The organism is Brevundimonas sp. (assembly GCF_016463485.1).
Taxonomy (GTDB): Bacteria; Pseudomonadota; Alphaproteobacteria; order Caulobacterales; family Caulobacteraceae; genus Brevundimonas.
The window spans coordinates 1-15,753 of sequence record NZ_JAEMRD010000075.1 but is presented as its reverse complement, the minus strand read 5'-3'; the positions used below and the strand labels follow the sequence as shown (position 1 = coordinate 15,753).

At 64.7% G+C, this 15,753-nt stretch carries 17 protein-coding genes; 10 read left to right on the top strand and 7 right to left on the bottom strand.

Annotation, left to right across the window (positions count from 1 at the left end; translation table 11 throughout):
- From JHC99_RS11485 to JHC99_RS11465, 5 genes are all read left to right on the top strand, one after another.
- The coding region (locus tag JHC99_RS11485; RefSeq protein WP_292154334.1) for a DUF2493 domain-containing protein at positions 1-845 on the top strand (845 nt) is incomplete at its 5' end.
- Between the two features lie 66 nt (positions 846-911).
- Complete coding sequence (locus JHC99_RS11480) at positions 912-1,091, top strand: hypothetical protein (protein WP_183217220.1); 180 nt, start codon at positions 912-914, stop codon at positions 1,089-1,091.
- Between the two features lie 315 nt (positions 1,092-1,406).
- Positions 1,407-2,648 carry a DUF3363 domain-containing protein gene (locus JHC99_RS11475; RefSeq protein ID WP_191558541.1) on the top strand — a complete coding sequence of 414 codons (1,242 nt, stop codon included), beginning with the start codon at positions 1,407-1,409 and terminating at the stop codon, positions 2,646-2,648.
- A gap of 76 nt (positions 2,649-2,724) precedes the next feature.
- Complete coding sequence (locus JHC99_RS11470) at positions 2,725-3,417, top strand: type 1 glutamine amidotransferase domain-containing protein (RefSeq protein WP_292154330.1); 693 nt, start codon at positions 2,725-2,727, stop codon at positions 3,415-3,417.
- A gap of 186 nt (positions 3,418-3,603) precedes the next feature.
- Positions 3,604-4,044, top strand: coding sequence for a helix-turn-helix transcriptional regulator (locus JHC99_RS11465; protein ID WP_292088908.1), 441 nt, complete (start codon positions 3,604-3,606; stop codon positions 4,042-4,044).
- Between the two features lie 18 nt (positions 4,045-4,062).
- Here JHC99_RS11465 and JHC99_RS11460 read toward each other — a convergent pair whose 3' ends face one another.
- From JHC99_RS11460 to JHC99_RS11450, 3 genes are all read right to left on the bottom strand, one after another.
- The gene (locus JHC99_RS11460) at positions 4,063-4,272 is read right to left on the bottom strand and encodes a helix-turn-helix transcriptional regulator (protein WP_191558538.1); all 210 of its coding nucleotides are present in this window, start codon (positions 4,270-4,272) and stop codon (positions 4,063-4,065) included.
- 7 nt (positions 4,273-4,279) lie between these two features.
- Positions 4,280-4,489 (bottom strand): helix-turn-helix transcriptional regulator, encoded by a 210-nt coding sequence (locus JHC99_RS11455; RefSeq protein WP_045811146.1) that lies wholly within the window; start codon positions 4,487-4,489, stop codon positions 4,280-4,282.
- A 107-nt stretch (positions 4,490-4,596) separates the two neighbouring features.
- On the bottom strand, positions 4,597-4,812 hold the full coding sequence (locus JHC99_RS11450; protein ID WP_191558537.1) for a helix-turn-helix transcriptional regulator: 216 nt from the start codon (positions 4,810-4,812) through the stop codon (positions 4,597-4,599).
- A 114-nt stretch (positions 4,813-4,926) separates the two neighbouring features.
- On the opposite strand from JHC99_RS11450, the gene JHC99_RS18820 reads away from it, so the two are divergent.
- The 4 genes from JHC99_RS18820 to JHC99_RS11435 all read left to right on the top strand — a co-directional run bounded on the left by JHC99_RS18820 (position 4,927) and on the right by JHC99_RS11435 (position 11,915).
- The gene (locus JHC99_RS18820; protein ID WP_366925746.1) at positions 4,927-5,421 is read left to right on the top strand and encodes an RNA polymerase sigma factor; all 495 of its coding nucleotides are present in this window, start codon (positions 4,927-4,929) and stop codon (positions 5,419-5,421) included.
- A gap of 13 nt (positions 5,422-5,434) precedes the next feature.
- Positions 5,435-6,409, top strand: a complete 975-nt coding sequence (locus JHC99_RS11445; RefSeq protein WP_292088911.1) for a FecR family protein — start codon at positions 5,435-5,437, stop codon at positions 6,407-6,409.
- An 82-nt stretch (positions 6,410-6,491) separates the two neighbouring features.
- The gene (locus JHC99_RS11440) at positions 6,492-9,425 is read left to right on the top strand and encodes a TonB-dependent receptor (protein WP_292154329.1); all 2,934 of its coding nucleotides are present in this window, start codon (positions 6,492-6,494) and stop codon (positions 9,423-9,425) included.
- Positions 9,426-9,632: 207 nt separating this feature from the next.
- Positions 9,633-11,915 (top strand): prolyl oligopeptidase family serine peptidase, encoded by a 2,283-nt coding sequence (locus JHC99_RS11435; RefSeq protein ID WP_292088913.1) that lies wholly within the window; start codon positions 9,633-9,635, stop codon positions 11,913-11,915.
- Here the strand turns inward: JHC99_RS11435 and JHC99_RS11430 are convergent.
- From JHC99_RS11430 to JHC99_RS11415, 4 genes are all read right to left on the bottom strand, one after another.
- Positions 11,860-13,218, bottom strand: coding sequence for an asparagine synthase C-terminal domain-containing protein (locus JHC99_RS11430; RefSeq protein ID WP_292088925.1), 1,359 nt, complete (start codon positions 13,216-13,218; stop codon positions 11,860-11,862). The genes JHC99_RS11435 and JHC99_RS11430 overlap by 56 nt on opposite strands.
- A gap of 389 nt (positions 13,219-13,607) precedes the next feature.
- Positions 13,608-14,246 (bottom strand): lasso peptide biosynthesis B2 protein, encoded by a 639-nt coding sequence (locus tag JHC99_RS11425; protein ID WP_292088914.1) that lies wholly within the window; start codon positions 14,244-14,246, stop codon positions 13,608-13,610.
- 52 nt (positions 14,247-14,298) lie between these two features.
- Positions 14,299-14,421, bottom strand: coding sequence for a hypothetical protein (locus JHC99_RS11420; protein ID WP_255360441.1), 123 nt, complete (start codon positions 14,419-14,421; stop codon positions 14,299-14,301).
- 92 nt (positions 14,422-14,513) lie between these two features.
- Positions 14,514-14,984 (bottom strand): helix-turn-helix transcriptional regulator, encoded by a 471-nt coding sequence (locus JHC99_RS11415; protein ID WP_052689618.1) that lies wholly within the window; start codon positions 14,982-14,984, stop codon positions 14,514-14,516.
- A gap of 212 nt (positions 14,985-15,196) precedes the next feature.
- Here JHC99_RS11415 and JHC99_RS11410 point away from each other — a divergent pair.
- On the top strand, positions 15,197-15,753 hold a 557-nt coding region (locus JHC99_RS11410; RefSeq protein ID WP_292154327.1), incomplete at its 3' end, for a GntR family transcriptional regulator.

Genomic DNA, 15,753 nt, shown 5'->3' with positions numbered 1-15,753 from the left:
CGACCGAGGACGCCCTGGTCCAGCTCGGGCGCGCGCTCATGACCGAGCTGGTGGACGTGATCTCCGACACCGCGCTGGAGGACTATCAGACCATACTCGGCGAAGCCCTCATCGGCGCCTTCCATTCGGCGGCCGGACGGATCGAGCGCGACGCCGATCGCGCCCGCGACACGATGCGCTCGCTGGAGCGGGACTTCGACGGATCGGAGGCGGCAGATGTCGAACTCCAGGAGGCGACGGCGGCGGCCCGGGCCGGGGATGCGGCGACGCAGGCCGCCGAGCTTATCCGGGACGCGGCCTCGGACACCTGGACGATCGCGACCGGCGAGGTCTGGACGGCGTGGCGCGGCAGCCGGCGGGGCTCCTTTCTGACCGCCGCCCAGCTGGAAGCCAAACAGGCGATCCGGGCGGTCCGCAACCGCCGGGCCGGCGAGCAGGATCCCGGTGGTCCGATCATCGCCTTCAGGGGAGCGCCGACGGCCAATACCCGGGAGGACGCGGGCCGGATCTTCGACGCGCTCAACTGGGCCAAGAAGGAGTGGCCGGACATGGCCCTGGCGACGACCGGGGCGAAGGGGTCCGAGAAGCTGGCGATCAGATGGGCGCAGCAGAAGGGCGTGAAGCTCATCCTCGCCCGCGCGGATTTCGATGCGCACGGCAAGGCCGCTCCCTTCCGGGCGAACGACGAGCTGATCGCCCTCGAACCGGAAGTCTGCCTGACCCTGGTTCATTCGGTGGACCGGGCGCGGGGGGAGCAGCGGCCGTTCGGACCGGCGCTCAACCTCGGCCAGAAGGCGACGGAGAACGGGATGCGGCATGTGCCCATCAAGGCGCGCGCAGCCTGATCGTTCGAGACTGAGATCAACGACCCGCTCGGCTTCGGCCGGGCGGGTTCTTTTCTGGAGATTGTGATGACCCCCGATTTCGAAAACGACCTTGACGGACAGGACGATCCTGAATGGGAGGCTGAGCAACGAGAGCTGGCTGGGATGCTGTCCGCTGCGGACCTCTGGTTCGACGACTGCATCCGCAGATCGGATCCCTGCGACCCTGCCTTCTGGGACGACGAACCGGACGACCCTGACGCCTGACCCACAGACCCGCTCGGCTTCGGCCGGGCGGGTTCTTGTTTGTCACCCGGTTCGCGACTGCCCCCTTTCGAGCCTCGTATGCTTTGCGGCCGTTTCTCAGCCGTCGTTGTTGCTGAGGTTTGCGGAGTTTTGCGCAGGTGTGACGACCATGTCTGAAAATCCGTCCAAAGCGGCTTAGGGCAAGATAAAAGGGAGTGTTGGCCTGGGTCGGCTTTCTCTATGCTTTCAGCATCTTGGAGGAGAGGTCGACCAGGACCGACGACTTGCTTTGAGTTGTCTTTCTTCGGCGGATCTTCCGGGGCCGGAGCGCGGATCATGTCGGTTCACCAGGCTATTCAAACCAGGCTGTCGAGACGCGGCGGCGTCGACGACGCACAGGTCGGCGTGAGGCTTCCGACGCGACTGAAGATCGATCGTGATCCGGTCCGGCTCGGCATGATGAAGCGCCTCGCCAGCTCCCGGATGTTCGCACTCGGAAATCGGTCGGGCGTTCTTCGCGCGGCGCAGAACCGGTCGGGACGAGCCTTCCGCCTCGATGTGCGGCAGCGCGTCATCGTCAAAGCTCTGGTGTCCCGCCAAGCGGGCAAAGGCGCCGAGCGCGGCGCCGCGCTGGCGGCGCACGTCGCCTATCTCGGCCGCGCCGGCGCCGGCGCGGACGGCGCCCGGCCCGAGTTCTTCGATCGGGATCAGGACGGCGTCCAGGCCGCCGTCGAGACGAGAGGCTGGACCGATGACCGGCACCATTTCCGCTTCATCATCTCGCCGGAGCACGGCGACCGGATCGACGATCTGCGCGGCTATGTCCGCGAGGTCATGGCCCGGGTCTCGGCGGATCTCGGGGAGCCGCACCTGACCTGGATCGGGACCTGTCATTACGACACGGACCAGCCCCACGCGCATGTGCTCGTGCGCGGCCGCCGTGGTGACGGGCGGGACCTGGTGATCCCGCGCGACTATATCGCCTACGGGTTCCGCGCCCGCGCGCAAGAGGTCGCACAGGAGAGGCTCGGCGACCTGGCCCGGGTCGACGCCGAGAAGCGTGTTTGGCGCGAGACGTCGGCGGATCGCTTCACCGGACTTGATCGTCGGCTCCTGGCGGCGGCGGAACCGGGCGGGACGGTCGATGACGGCGTGGGACGGAGCGACGCCTGGAACGCCCTGACCCGAGGCCGCCTCCGTCATCTGGAAGGCCTGGGTCTCGCGGTTCGCGCCGGGCGGCGTTATCGGCTCGATCCCGAGATGGAGACGAAGCTTCGGACGCTTCAGGCGCGCCGCGACATTATCCGCACCCTGAACCAGCGGCGTCTCGAGGCCGGGCGGGACGTGAGGCCGATGGGGGCGTCGCCGGTGAAGGGACAGGTGGTGAGGACCGGATTCCACGACGAGCTGGGCGCGCATCCGTTCGTGATCGTGCGGGACAGCGACGGCGCCGAACATTATGCGCGGCTGCGCGCTGGCGCGCCTAGACTGGACATCGGCAAGACCGTGGTGCTGGCCCCGACCGGCGCCGGCGTGGCGCAGGTGCTTAGCGGGCGCGGGACCGGGCTGGAACTGTGACCGTTCCGGTTGTGTTATCCGGCGCGTTGAGTTGTATTGTTCGGCGCAGTGAACTGACGACCGAAGGGCTCCGGTAATGGACAGGCGCGTTGTTTACGTCGTCACCAATGTCGATCGCTATGAGGACGGCGCGCCCACCGGACTTTGGCTGTCCGAACTGACCCATGCCTGGGATCATTTCGCGGAGCGGGGCCTGGACCAGCGCATCATCAGTCCCGTCGGAGGCCGGTCGCCGTTGGAGCCGCGCGCGCTGAAGTGGCCTCTGTTGCACCGCTCGGCGAACGCCTGGCTGCGTGATCCTCGACAGATGGCGCGACTGGAGAGGACGCAGCGACCCGAAGACATCGATCCGGTGGACTGCGACGTGCTCTTCTTCACGGGCGGTCACGGGGTGATGTGGGACTTTCCGGACAGTCCGGGCCTGCAGACGCTGACGCGGGCCGTGTGGGAGCGCGGCGGGATCGTCGCGGCCGTCTGTCATGGCTATTGCGCGCTGCTCAATACGCGCCTGACGACCGGGAGGCTGCTGGTTATGGATCGCATGGTTACCGGCTTCTCGTGGGCTGAGGAGGTGTTTGCCGGCGTCGCGGGCCGGATGCCCTACAACGCTGAAGCCGAGATGAGGCGGCGCGGCGCGATCTATCTTAAGGGGCTGCTGCCCTTCGGGCCTCATGTGGTCGCGGACGGATTACTGATCACAGGTCAGAACCCGGGATCGGCCAAGGCGACCGCGCGCAAGGTGACGGCGTTGCTGGACACAGCCGCCTGAGCGGATTCGGCCGTCGGCAGTTTCGATCAGGACGGCTAGAACTGCGATGCCCCGCCTGAGGCTAATGGCTTGCGCAGGCCTCGAACGCTGACATCATGATCCGGAACGCTGCGGCTGCGGAGGCTTCGTCGGTCGATCTGGAGCGGCTGCAACTTTCAGTGTCGAGCGCGAACGCCGGGGAGTCTGATGTTCGACCGGGAACCAGTGGAGAAGGGCGACGGCGATCGCCGGACCAATCCCGTGGATGTGCACGTCGGCGGCCGGATCGCTCATCGCCGGCGCAGCCTGGGACTCAGCCAGAGCGACCTTGGTCAGGCGCTCGGGCTCACGTTCCAGCAGATCCAGAAATACGAGCGCGGCGCCAATCGCGTCTCCGCGTCCAAGCTCTGGGAAGCGGCGGGTTTCCTCGGTGTGCCGGTCAGCTATTTATTTGAGGGCCTGGCGCAGACCGATGGGGCGAAAGCGGAGACGAAGGGGGCCTTCCGCCACGAGGCTCACCCTGATGATCGAGCGCCTGGCCGCGCGCCTGGGTCCGGAGCAGCAGCGCCTGATCCGGGATTTGTTGCGTTGTCTGCTGCCGACTTTTTCATCGCAGATCCGGGACGAGGAGGCGCGTTAACCAGCTGAGCCGCCTGCCGCGCGATCTCACTGCAGGAGCCGCGCTGGCGGCACGTCCAGAACCTCGGCCAAACGGCCCAACAGCCGAACGGACGGATTACGGACGCCGCGTTCCAAGTCGCTAAGGTAGCTCCGCTTTGTCCCCGCACGGAATGCTAACTCTTCCTGCGACAGCCCGGCGGCGCGTAGGAGGGTTTGGAGGTTTCTCGCTAGCAGGGTGACAGCATCTGTCGGCATCTAGCGGTCAACGTTCGCGGAAGAGCTCTATGGCTTTAACGCCCAAGGCTTTGGCAATCCGCTCCACGACATCCAAGGTGGGATTTCGCTCGCCGCGCTGGAGTTGGCCCATATAGCTATATGAGAGTCCTACGTCGGTCGCGAGCCCCTCGATCGTGAGCTTCTTCTCAAGCCGAATCCGGCGGACGTTGCGCCCAAAAGTCTCCGTCAAACTCATTCATACAGGCACACGCAAAGAGCGTCGGGCAGCCAGTCACCATAGTAACCATTGCGACTTATGGCTCTGCGAGTTGAGCCGCTGGGGCATGCCGCGTTGTCAGGGAATCAGACGCGAGATTCGGCCAAAAGGGCCGTTGGCGGCGTTTCAAGGACGACGGCGAGATTTTCCACGACGCGCAGCGTTGGATTTCTCTTCCCCCGTTCAAGCTCTCCCATGTAGCTGTAGGACAGGCCCACGGCGTCAGCCAAGGCCTCGATTGTCATGCCTTTTTTCTGTCTTGCACGACGTACGTTCCGCCCAAAGATTCTCGTAAGCGCCATAGCCGCAGGCGGCGCCCATCGTACATTTTGGGCCAGTCACTATAGTGACCATTCCGACGGTGGTTTACGCTCAGCCCTCCCTTGATTTGGAGGGCGAAGTCCTCGGAGCGACGCGTGGATGACGGAGTCGATAGTGTCGAAGGCCGGTTCGAGGATCGCCTCACGGCTTTGGAACGTCGTTACGGCGCATGGTTGCGGCGTACCCTTCGGAGAAGGTTTGGGCAGAATGAATGCGACGACCTGTCCCAAGAGACGTGGCTTCGCGTGGCTTCAAGCAAATCTCTTGACGGTCTCCGATACCCGAAAGCCTTCCTGTTACGGATCGCCGTGAATCTGGCTTGCAACGCAAGGCGCCGACGTGAGCTGGCGTGCAGGGCGGAAGCCGCAGCGTCGGTTCACGATCGGGTTGATGCTGACCAAACCGATCGATTGATGTTGCTGGAGACCATCCTGAGCTTGCCAGAATCCGTGAGAGATGTCTTTTTATTGTCCCGGATCGACGGTCTGACGAACGCCCAGATCGCCGACAGACTGGGGATTTCCCCCAAGACTGTGGAAGGGCGCATGACCCGGGCCTTGGCCCACTGCGCCGCCCAGCTCCGGCGCTAGGATGGGGCGCGACATGGCCAACCCGACGATGCGGGTTGAAGCGGCGGAGAAGGAGGCGGCGGCGTGGCACGTCCGCCTCGGCACGACCTCGATCGAGACACGTACCATCGAGGAATTCTTCGAATGGCGGGCCAAGCCCGGCAACGCCCAGGCGTACAGCCGGGTCGACCGCGTATGGCGCGAGAGCCGGGGTCTTGGACCCGACCCCGCGCTCGCCGAGGCCCTGGACGGAGCCCGTCGCCGGAGCCGGGTGAGCCCGGCGTCGGGGCGTCGGTCCGTTCTGTTCGGCGGTCTGGCCGTGGCCACGGCGCTGGCGTTGATGGTGGGCGGCTCCTGGTTCTGGACCGACAGAAATGCCTTCGCCACAAGGGTCGGCGAGCAGCGGGTTATCCCGCTCGGCGACGGATCGAGCCTGAGCCTGGATACGAACTCAAGGGTGCGCGTCCGCTTCACGGACGATCAGCGGCGGATCGACCTCCTGGAAGGTCAGGCGCTCTTCAATGTGGCGCATGACGCCGGGCGTCCCTTCGTGGTGTTCGCCGGCGATACCCGGGTCACGGCCGTGGGAACGGTTTTCGACGTGCGCAGGGCAGGGGAGGGGGTTCGTGTCACTCTCGTGTCTGGCGTGATCGACGTCCAGTCCGACCAGGCGCCGTCGCCGCCCCGTCGCATCGCCGCCGGTCAGCAGGTGCGGGTCTCCGGTGCGAGGATCGATACGCGCGCGGTCGACGTCGAGGCGGAAACCAGCTGGGCCACGGGCCAGCTCGTCTTCACCGATATCCCGCTGGCGCAGGCGGTGGCCGAGATGAACCGTTACCTGACCGAAAAGATCGAGATCGACGACCCCGCCATCCGGTCGGTGGCCGTCAACGGCGTCTTCCGCACCGGTGACCGCGACGCGTTTGTGGCCGCGTCTTCGGATGTCATGGGATTACGGGCTGTTCCAAAGGCGGACGGATCGGTCGGGCTCTCCCGGCGCAGAAATTAATTCGGGACGCCGAGAGGGTTAGCCCCGGTCTCGATGGTCTCTCTCTTCAGCGCCACTGGGGGCGTCGAGGGGAAACCAGTCTATGAGCCGTTCCTATCTGCTGTCCGGCGCCGCCGCGGTCGCCTGCATCGTCTCCGCGAGCTCACCGGCGTGCGCTCAGTCCGTGCGGGAGTTTCGGATTCCGCCCGGACCGATGAGCGAGGCGTTGACGGCCTTCGGGCGGCAATCCGGTCACCAGATCTTCTTCACCTCTGACACGGTGGCGGGCCTGCGGTCGCCCGGCGTCAGCGGTCGGCTGGAGACGGGCGCGGCCTTGGACCGGCTTCTGGCAGGGTCTGGCCTGACATGGACGCAGAGCCGGCCTGGGGTCTTCGCGGTGCAGCGGGCCGGCATGGCGAGTGTCGACGAGGCGGTCGAGATCGATGAAGTCATCGTAACGGGAACGCTGCTGCGGTCGTCGGGAGATTTGGCATCGCCCGTGGTTCAACTGGACCGGGATGCGCTGGATGGAACCGGTCGTGGGACTGTCGCCGACATTCTCGTTTCCTTACCTCAGAATTACGCCGGCACGTCCACGCCGGTGAGCCAAGCCACGCTCGCTGATGCCGGCACCTCGAACGATGTCTACGCCACCGGGGTGAACCTTCGCGGTCTCGGGGCGGCGTCCACGCTGGTTCTCGTGAATGGTCGTCGGCTCGCAGGAACCGGGTCTCGTGCGGAGTTCGCCGACGTCTCGGCCCTTCCGTCGGCGGCCGTCGACAGGGTCGATGTACTTCTGGACGGCGCATCTGCGCTTTACGGGTCCGATGCGGTCGCGGGCGTTGTGAACGTGATCATGCGGCGATCCGTGGACGGACAGGAGACGCGAGCACGCGTCTCCGCCGCGGAAGGCGGTGCAGAGGACGTCCAAGTCTCGCACCTCATAGGTCGTAACTGGGGATCGGGCGCAGCCTACCTGGCCTATGAATATCAATCCGCCAACGCGTTGAGCGGTTCGGACCGAAGCGTCACGGCGGATGGAGATCTGCGACCCTTCGGTGGGAGTGACCGCCGTGGTTTCTACAGCGCGCCCGGCAATATTCTCGCGCTTAACCCCGCGACATCTGCGTTCGAAGTCCAGTTCGCGATCCGCCCACCGACCGGTGGAACGGCGCAGACCCCCGGCGACTTCGCGGCAGGCCAGAGCAATCTTCAATCCCCGCTCGCCGGTATCGATCTTCTGCCTGCACTCGAACGCCACAGCGCGTATGCGCGCATCCGGCAATCGATAGGCGAACGGCTCGAGTTGACCGGGGACATCCGTTACAGCCTTCGAACGACGGAGTCGGCAACGGCGGCCGCCGCGGGGATCTTCAATGTCACACAAGCCAATCCGTGGTTCGTGTCGCCGAACGGCGCTTCATCGCACACCGTGGCGTATTCTTTCCTTCGGGATATAGGGCCAGCGCGGAGCTCGACCGAATCCGAGAGCTTGGGCTTGACTATCGGTGCGCGTTACGACGTTTCGCCGACTTGGTCGGTCGAGGCCTACGTGGCCGACGCTTGGGAACTGGCGGACTTCGGCGTAAGCAACCGCGTCAACACTCGGTTCCTGTCGGAAGCCTTGGGGAACATCCCAGACGACCCGGCAACGCCCTTCCGTGCTGCAGTAGATGGTTACTTCAACCTCTTCGGAGACGGCAGCGCCAACGCCCAGGCTGTGTCGGACTTCATCGGCAGCGGCTACGGTGTTGTCCGGAATCGTAGCCGCGCAAGTTCGGCGAACCTGCTTGTGCAGGGACCTCTTTGGCGTCTTCCGGGAGGTGATATCTCGTTGGCTGTCGGAGGCCAGGCGAGACGAGAGGCGTTTGAGACCGAGGGCGAGACCTTCCTGACGGCAGCCGCGCCCCGTTTTATCTCCAGCCCCGACCGATCTCGAGCGATCTCCGCAGTGTTCGCCGAGGCGCGCATTCCGATTGTGGGACCGGACAATGAAAGAGCCGGGATCCGGCGCCTGGAGCTTTCTGTCGCGACCCGGTTCGAGGACTACGATGATTTCGGTTCGACAACCAATCCGAAGCTTGGCTTGATCTGGTCGCCGGACGAGCAGATCACCATGCGGACATCTTGGGGGACGTCCTTCCGCGCCGCAGCGCTCACGCAGCTGTTCGACCAGTTCGGCGTGTCCCCGGCCTTTTTGGATCGGGCCGATGGGGCGGAGGCGTTGATCCTCATGCTGTACGGTGGCAACCCCGATCTGCAGCCTGAGACCTCAGAAACCTTTACGCTCGGCTTCGACTATCGCCCGACCAGAGGGCCGAGGCTCGGGGTCAACTTTTTCACGACCAGTTTCGATGACCGCATCGCGCAGCCCGTGAACGCCAACTTCGACGGGGCGCTCATCGACCCCACGCTCCGTCCCTTCGTGACCTTCGTCGATCCGGTCAACAGCTCCGCCGACCGCGCACTCATCGAGAGCTTCTCGGACGCTCCCGGATTTTCCAGCCTCTTCCCGGTCACAGCGTACGGCGCTGTGGTGGATACACGCTGGGTCAACACTGGCGCGGTGCGTGTCAGCGGTCTGGACGTACAGGCAGGTCACGGTTGGGAGATCAGCAACGGTCGTCTCGCGCTCGACCTGACAGCGTCCTGGATTTTGGACTACGAAAGCCAGACGACGCCGACAGCGCCCATTGAGGAGGTCGCCGGCCTCGTAGGTTACCCGACGGACCTGAGAGCGCGGACCGGTGCGACTTGGTCGCGTGACGGCGTCGCGGTCGGGCTTCATTGGAACCATGTGGCCGGCAGCAAAGATCGGGCCGGCAACCGCCTCTCGGCCTGGAATACGATTGACGCAACGGCCGGGTGGACTTCGGACCTGGCCGGCGCGCCCGGCGTCCAGGTTCAGCTTGCCGTCCAAAATCTGCTCAACGAAGCGCCGCCGTTCTACGACGCCCCGACTGGTTTGGGGTTCGATCCCGGTCAAGCCAGCATCTTGGGACGCGTGATCTCCCTGCAACTGACGCGACGCTGGTGAGTATCCGAAATGTGGACGCTCATCTGTCGCGTCGTCGGAACGGCGATCGCAGCGGCTTGCTTGGCGGGGGCCGCGCACGGCCAAGGTATCGAGGCGGATCGATCGCTTACGGTTGATGATTTGCTGGGGTTGGAGGCGTTCGGAAGAGCGGCCATCTCTCCGGACGGCCGATGGGCGATTTACGAGAGGCGCGGTCCTTACGACACCATGCCCCGCATCGAAGCGAATGGCCGTTCCACCTGGCAAATCATGGAGCTCTGGATTGTTGATCTCAGCGATACAACCTCTCCAGAGGAAAGGTTGCTTCCCCACGAAGGCTTGGGGCTGCAGTTCGCCGCTTGGTCGCCGTCCTCGGATCATCTCCTTATCACGAGGCTTCAAGGCGACGGATTCGAATACGGGATCGTGTCCCTAGTCGACCGATCCGTCCGATGGACCGGCCTGACGCCCGATCTTCCCCTGGGCGGGGCGACTGCGACATGGGCGTCTGCAAACACGCTGCTGCTGCCAGTGCGCCCCGACCACAGTCTTCCGCTGGCTCTCGGGTATGATCGTACAAGCACGAGACGTCGCGCCGAGGCGTGGGAGCGGACCGCCGAAGGGCGCGAACCCTCCAGGACCGTCATCGACGCGCGGGGGGGCGTGGTCGTTCCGGAGCGCCCCGAGCCCCGCCAGGCCTTGGTTCGGCTGGAACGGGACACGCTGCAGATCACGACCTTGCAAGAGGGATGGCTTGCCGACTTCACCGTCTCGCCTGACGGCGGAAGCGTCGCCGTGGTCATGAGGGAGGAGCCGATCCCATTGGGAGATCCGCAGCTTCTCCACATGGAGGATGATCGAAGGCGCCGGCTTGTTCTGATCGATCTCAGGACAGGGCGCGTGCCTCTGCGAGTCGATGGGCTGGACATCGCGCCCCACCTTCTTCGATGGTCACCCGACTCGACGGCCGTCCTCGTTTGGGCCCGCCCAGACGGCGCTCGGTGGGACGAGGGAACGCTGATGAGCGCCAGTTTTGAGTCGACCGACCCATTCAACCGCGGCGGGTTGCGTGCCGGCGCGTCAGCCAGCGTTGTTGTCGCTGGCGTGCAAGCCGACTGGCTGGGTCTCACCCCGGTCTTGTACGCACGACCGACGGAGAGTGAGCGCGGGGACTGGTATCTGCTGTCTCAGGACGGTGTCCCAGAATCCCTGACGGGCGATTTGGTTGTGGCTCCGACGCGCATCGCTGCATCCGGGCCGGAGGGCCTGCTCGCCTTCGCGGACGGCCGCTACTGGGAAATCACAGCGCACGGAGCCCATGCGCTCTCGCCACCCAACCTTAACCTCCGGGAGGCCATGATCTTCGACCTCACCATGGGGCGTCGCCCGAAAAGCAACGAGGCGCCGCGCAGAGATTGGTCGATCGCGATTGATGGCGAAGGCCAGGTGAGGTTGGTGAGGGACGGCGCAGCGCCGACGTTGGGGGGCGGCGGCGCTGACCTCGACAAGACACTTGCCGTTTCTCCGGAGGCCGTGCTGACACTCCGTCCTCGCGGGCTCGCAGATGCCCTTTTGCATCATAGACCGGGATCGACTGAAGCGATAGCCGAGGTTAACTCGACCCTTGCGAACATGTTCGTCACCGAGCCCAGGCCGATCCGCCACTTGGGTTTCGACGGTCGCGAAACGGAAAGCTGGCTGTTTCTGCCGAACGGCGAACCCCGAGGCGTCATCGTGAACCCCTACCCGGGCTGGGCTGACAATCTGGCGCGGCTGGACCCGCTCACTATGACGTACAGTTTTCGGCCGGAGGTCTTCGTTGGGGCCGGCTATGCCGTCCTGAGCCCATCTGTCCCTGGGGATCTACCCGTCAGGGAGCGTGGCGATGCTTATGCCCGCAGCGTCGATCTCGCCGTCGATGCGGCGTTGGCCGCCTTTCCGGAGCTTCCTTCAGACAGGATGGTCCTTTGGGGACACAGCTTTGGCGGCTATTCAGCCCTCGAGATCGCGACTCGCTCGGGCCGGTTCAGATCCTACATCGCTTCGTCCGCCTACAGTGACATGCTTGGTGTCTGGGGAGAGTTCGACGCCTTAGGGCGCATACAGCCGGAAAACGGCATGTTCTTCAGGTTCAACCAGGGTTGGACCGAGACCGGTCAGGGGGCGCTCCAAGATCCGCCGTGGCGTGCGCCGGAAGATTACGCCGCCTCCAGTCCATTTCTTCGGGCCGATCACATAACGAGGCCGATCCTGTTCCTGACGGCTGATCTCGACTTCACGCCGGCCACACAAGCCGAGAGAATGTTTAGCGCCATTCTTCGCAACCACGGACACGCCCGCATCGTGACCTATTGGGGCGAGAAGCATCTGACATGGAGCCCGGCCAACATCCGCGATCGCTACCAGCAGATTTTCGATTGGTTGGCGCTCACACTCGATGATGCTGGTTCTGAGACTACGTCAGCCGACGCTCCCAAAGGCGAACCCATCCTTCAAACGCCGCCGCCGTGAGGACAGCCGCGTGCTGCCCGCGCCAGATCAAGACTTCCGGAGACAGTTCGGTCAAAACTCTCTCCCGATCGATAATCCCGCATGACGCCAACCGGCCGTCGGCCAGCCACGGTCGGAGGGTGTCCAGATTTTCCGACACCATTCGTCCGTAAATCCGGGTCATCTCGCCCTTCGTCCGGCGATCGACGATCGCGGTCGGCAATCGGTTGCGAAACGCCCTTCGCGCCAGCCCCCGGTCTCTGCCGCCGACCGAGAGCTGAGCGGTGGGAAGGGCGAGGCAGGCCTCGACGACGGGCTGCGCGCACAGGGGATGGCGAACGTCGACCGCCTGCGTGAGCGACGAGGGGTTGTGATGGGAAATGCTGTCCGCGACCCCTGCGATATGAAAGCATTTGGCGGGTCCGAAGCCCTCAAGGTCTCTGAGCCAAGGATGTGGCGGAGGCTGTCGATCAAGCGGCGCGAGAATGGGGTGATCGCGGAGGAGGGGATCGGGTTTCCCCGGTTCATATCGGCGAGCCGTCCGAACCATTGACCAGACCGAGAGCTCATTGGCGGCGGCGAGCTCGGTGAGATCGGGCCAAGCCAGTGCTCGCCATCCATGCGCCAGCCATTGATCCGTGAAGACGTCCGTCGTGGCGGCTTGAAACAGGATGCTGTCACCCCCTTTTCCCGTCATCACCGCCTTAGCTCCGTGGTCGTGTAGAAGGCTGGCCCAGCGCAGGTTTTGAGGATGATCGAGCGCGTTCAACCCCGGGCGGAACCCACCCGCGAGCGCGGTGAGCCAATCCGATGTCAGGGGACCGACGGCATGGGGGGTGCAGTAAGGCTTGAAGCCGAGAGCATCGCCAAGGATTTCAACATAGGACCGCTCATCGGACTCTGGCGTGGCGCCGTAAGCATTGATCCACAAGCTGACAGGTTCCAACGCGACCTTCGCGAGAGCGGCGGCGACGATGCTGGAATCCAGACCGCCCGACACCTCGGCCGCGAGCGGCCCGGCGAGGTTTGAAAGGCGGGACACGGCCTCGTCCACCGCCGAGCGAATGCTGACTTCCGCCTGGGCTGCGGGGGGCGGGTCAAGGCTCTGCATCGCGATCTGGCGCGGGGTCCACACAGCTATCGGGGGGACCGTCAGCGGCGTCGGCTGCACCGTGCCGGGCTCAAGGGCGTGCGGGCCGTCAAGGAGCAACGCGCCGGTTCCCGCAACCAGACTATGCAACGCCTCGGCGACGCGGGCATAGTCGATGCGCCAGCGGGGACGAAGACAACGGACGAGCCAGTCGTCGGCCGCCGAGCACGCCACGGTCAATCCGCAGTGGGTCCAAGCGACGCATTCCAGGGCGCCGGACGGGTCTCTGATAAAGGCTGCCGGTTGGTCCTTGGGGCCAAAGAGAACTCCTGCATACCGTCCCCACACGCGGGCGACGAGCTTTCGCTCGAAAGCCCACTGATCTTGTGGGTCAACGTAGGGGAGACGGGGTGACCGGCGATCAAATACATCCCCAATGAGCACCCAACCTCCAATGTCCACACGCTTTGGCGGACAGGGGCCGCGGACACCTAGCCAAGCGTGGGCATTGATCGGAGTGACAACATATCCCTCTGCCGATGCTCTGGCCCGCAGATCGGTGAAGAGCCTTGAGGCTCGGGGGTCGCTGGGCGCGCGGCAGATCAGCAGATAATCGCCCATCCTCAAGACCGCATGATTGGTGTGTAGCGGCGCACGCGGGCTAGCCTGTCGCCGACGACGAGATCGCCGATCTGAAGCCAGCAATGCGCATTGAAGGGCCAGGTCCGTACGCCGAATACCCAATCTGCACGGACGCCTCGCGCGGCGAGCACGTGCCGGAGCTGAAACGAACGCTGGAGACATTCGCCTTCGCCCGGAACCCATGTGCGCGAGATCCGTGTCGCACCCACCAGCCGGGAAAGCTTCTCTTCGCTATACCGCTGAAGCCCATCGGCCTGCTCAAACGCAAGCAGTTGCCTTAACGACTTCCGTTGAAATCTCACGGCAGCGATAGCCCAACTGAAGCCGGTCGAAAGAACTTCAGATGCCGACACTCGTGCTGGAAGTGGCAGTTCTCTCGTTGCTGCAATTGGAGAGGAAGGAAGTCGCGGCGGTCTACCTGGTTTGATCAGGCCAGCGAGTTGAAGCTCAGTGGCGAGATCGGGGTCGGTAATTCGAAGCGCGCCTTGAGGAGCGAAGTGAACTTCTGCTCCACCCCCTATAAGACACTGGTAGGCGTCGCTCTCGACATCAAGAATGACCACGTCGTCATCCACACGGATCATGAAGACGCCAGGCGCACACCACAGGAGTTGGGTCATAGACGTCGCCGAAACGAACGGCGGGCGGCTGTCACCAGCCGCCCGCCTTCGCTCAGCCCTCGGAAGGGTAGCGGCCGATCTTCACGCCGGCCTCTTCGAACATGGTGCCGAGCCCGTCACGCGTGAGCGTCTTCGCATTGCCGAAGGTGACGAGGCGCAGAGTGGTCTTCTTCATCTCAGTCTCTCCATCAAGTGTTCGCCACGAGTGTGGCGAACACAGTCAGCGCCCGGATGGCGAAGTCTCAAAACTATATTCGAAATATATTTCTATCGGCCGGGAGCGGGGCGGACTTGCGCGAGGTCGGTGACGCCGTTCTCGAGCCAGCGTGTGGCGGCCTGCTGCCGGTCGCTCTCGGCCAGCAAGGCGTCGTACATGGCGCAGACCGCGAGGATGATGGGCCGCGCCTCGAGCCCGGCGATGTCGTCGCCGAGCAAGGCGTTGAAGCGCTGGCCCCCGATGGTCAGGGCGGTGACCAGCTTATTGTCTGCGCATCGCAGCGCCAACTCAGGCGAACCGACCGCGACCGCCATGACGATGGCGTGAGGGTCGCTTCGCGTGGCCGCCGCGAAACGGTGAATGTAGTCGAGGTTCAGGCTGCGACCGCCCGCCTCAAAACGATCGTAGGTTCGCAGCGCCATCTGCATGCCTTGGGCCACGACCGCGCGCGTCATGCGGCGGTGACGGCGCACCAATTTCAGCGCCTGGGAGAGAACATCGCTATCGCGCTGCGGCTGCATTCGTCTGGACGTCAAAGCTTGCTCCCTCCGTTAGCTGATGATTTTCGGTTCGCCGACTTATCGGCGATCACCTCTCCGTTTCAAATCGATTCCCGCCACATAGCGGCGGCCCCAACGCCGATATGCGGCGAGTCTGCATCCGGACACCACGCAACTTGTTGGCGAGCGGTTATATGCCGCGTGCGTCGGGCGCGCGGGAGCCGGAGACTGTCATGGCGAAAAGTCGCGACCCCTTCTTCAAGGCCCTCGACAACATTCGGGAGCGAGCGCGGGCCGGCGGCTATGCGCCGGGCCAGTCGATCGTCATCGTCGAGGAGGCGCGTCGTCTCGACCTCTCGACGACGCCGGTTCGGGAAGCGCTGGCCTGGCTCTGCGGGGAAGGGTTGATCGAGCGGGGACCGGCGGGCGGGTTTCTTGCCGCCCGTCTCGACGCCGGCGCGGTGCGGGATCGCTACGACCTCCGCCTGGCCTATCTGTCGGCCGCGATCGATCTGACAGCCGGATTGCCCGCCTACGGACGATCGCCCGCGCGCGACGGCGCCGCCGTGGCCGACCTGCAGGACTTGTTCGAGAGCCTGGTGCGCCGGACCGGGAACGGCGCCCTGCTTGACGCCTATCACCGCGTCGACGGCCAGCTGACGCCGTTCCGGAGCGCGGAGCGCCGGATTTTCGCGGACCTCGACGCCGAAGCGGACGATCTTCTTGAGCTGGCGGCGACCCGGGCCAATGGCGACCTCCGTGATGGCCTGCGGGCGTATCATTATCGTCG

Excerpts from the sequence above, each read along its gene's own strand:
- JHC99_RS11480 (WP_183217220.1), top strand. The coding sequence starts at position 912 with ATGACCCCCGATTTCGAAAACGACCTTGACGGACAGGACGATCCTGAA.
- JHC99_RS11475 (WP_191558541.1), top strand. The coding sequence starts at position 1,407 with ATGTCGGTTCACCAGGCTATTCAAACCAGGCTGTCGAGACGCGGCGGC.
- JHC99_RS11470 (WP_292154330.1), top strand. The coding sequence starts at position 2,725 with ATGGACAGGCGCGTTGTTTACGTCGTCACCAATGTCGATCGCTATGAG.
- JHC99_RS11465 (WP_292088908.1), top strand. The coding sequence starts at position 3,604 with ATGTTCGACCGGGAACCAGTGGAGAAGGGCGACGGCGATCGCCGGACC.
- JHC99_RS11460 (WP_191558538.1), bottom strand. The coding sequence starts at position 4,272 with ATGCCGACAGATGCTGTCACCCTGCTAGCGAGAAACCTCCAAACCCTC.
- JHC99_RS11455 (WP_045811146.1), bottom strand. The coding sequence starts at position 4,489 with ATGAGTTTGACGGAGACTTTTGGGCGCAACGTCCGCCGGATTCGGCTT.
- JHC99_RS11450 (WP_191558537.1), bottom strand. The coding sequence starts at position 4,812 with ATGGCGCTTACGAGAATCTTTGGGCGGAACGTACGTCGTGCAAGACAG.
- JHC99_RS11445 (WP_292088911.1), top strand. The coding sequence starts at position 5,435 with ATGGCCAACCCGACGATGCGGGTTGAAGCGGCGGAGAAGGAGGCGGCG.
- JHC99_RS11440 (WP_292154329.1), top strand. The coding sequence starts at position 6,492 with ATGAGCCGTTCCTATCTGCTGTCCGGCGCCGCCGCGGTCGCCTGCATC.
- JHC99_RS11435 (WP_292088913.1), top strand. The coding sequence starts at position 9,633 with ATGCCCCGCATCGAAGCGAATGGCCGTTCCACCTGGCAAATCATGGAG.
- JHC99_RS11425 (WP_292088914.1), bottom strand. The coding sequence starts at position 14,246 with ATGACCCAACTCCTGTGGTGTGCGCCTGGCGTCTTCATGATCCGTGTG.
- JHC99_RS11420 (WP_255360441.1), bottom strand. The coding sequence starts at position 14,421 with ATGAAGAAGACCACTCTGCGCCTCGTCACCTTCGGCAATGCGAAGACG.
- JHC99_RS11415 (WP_052689618.1), bottom strand. The coding sequence starts at position 14,984 with ATGCAGCCGCAGCGCGATAGCGATGTTCTCTCCCAGGCGCTGAAATTG.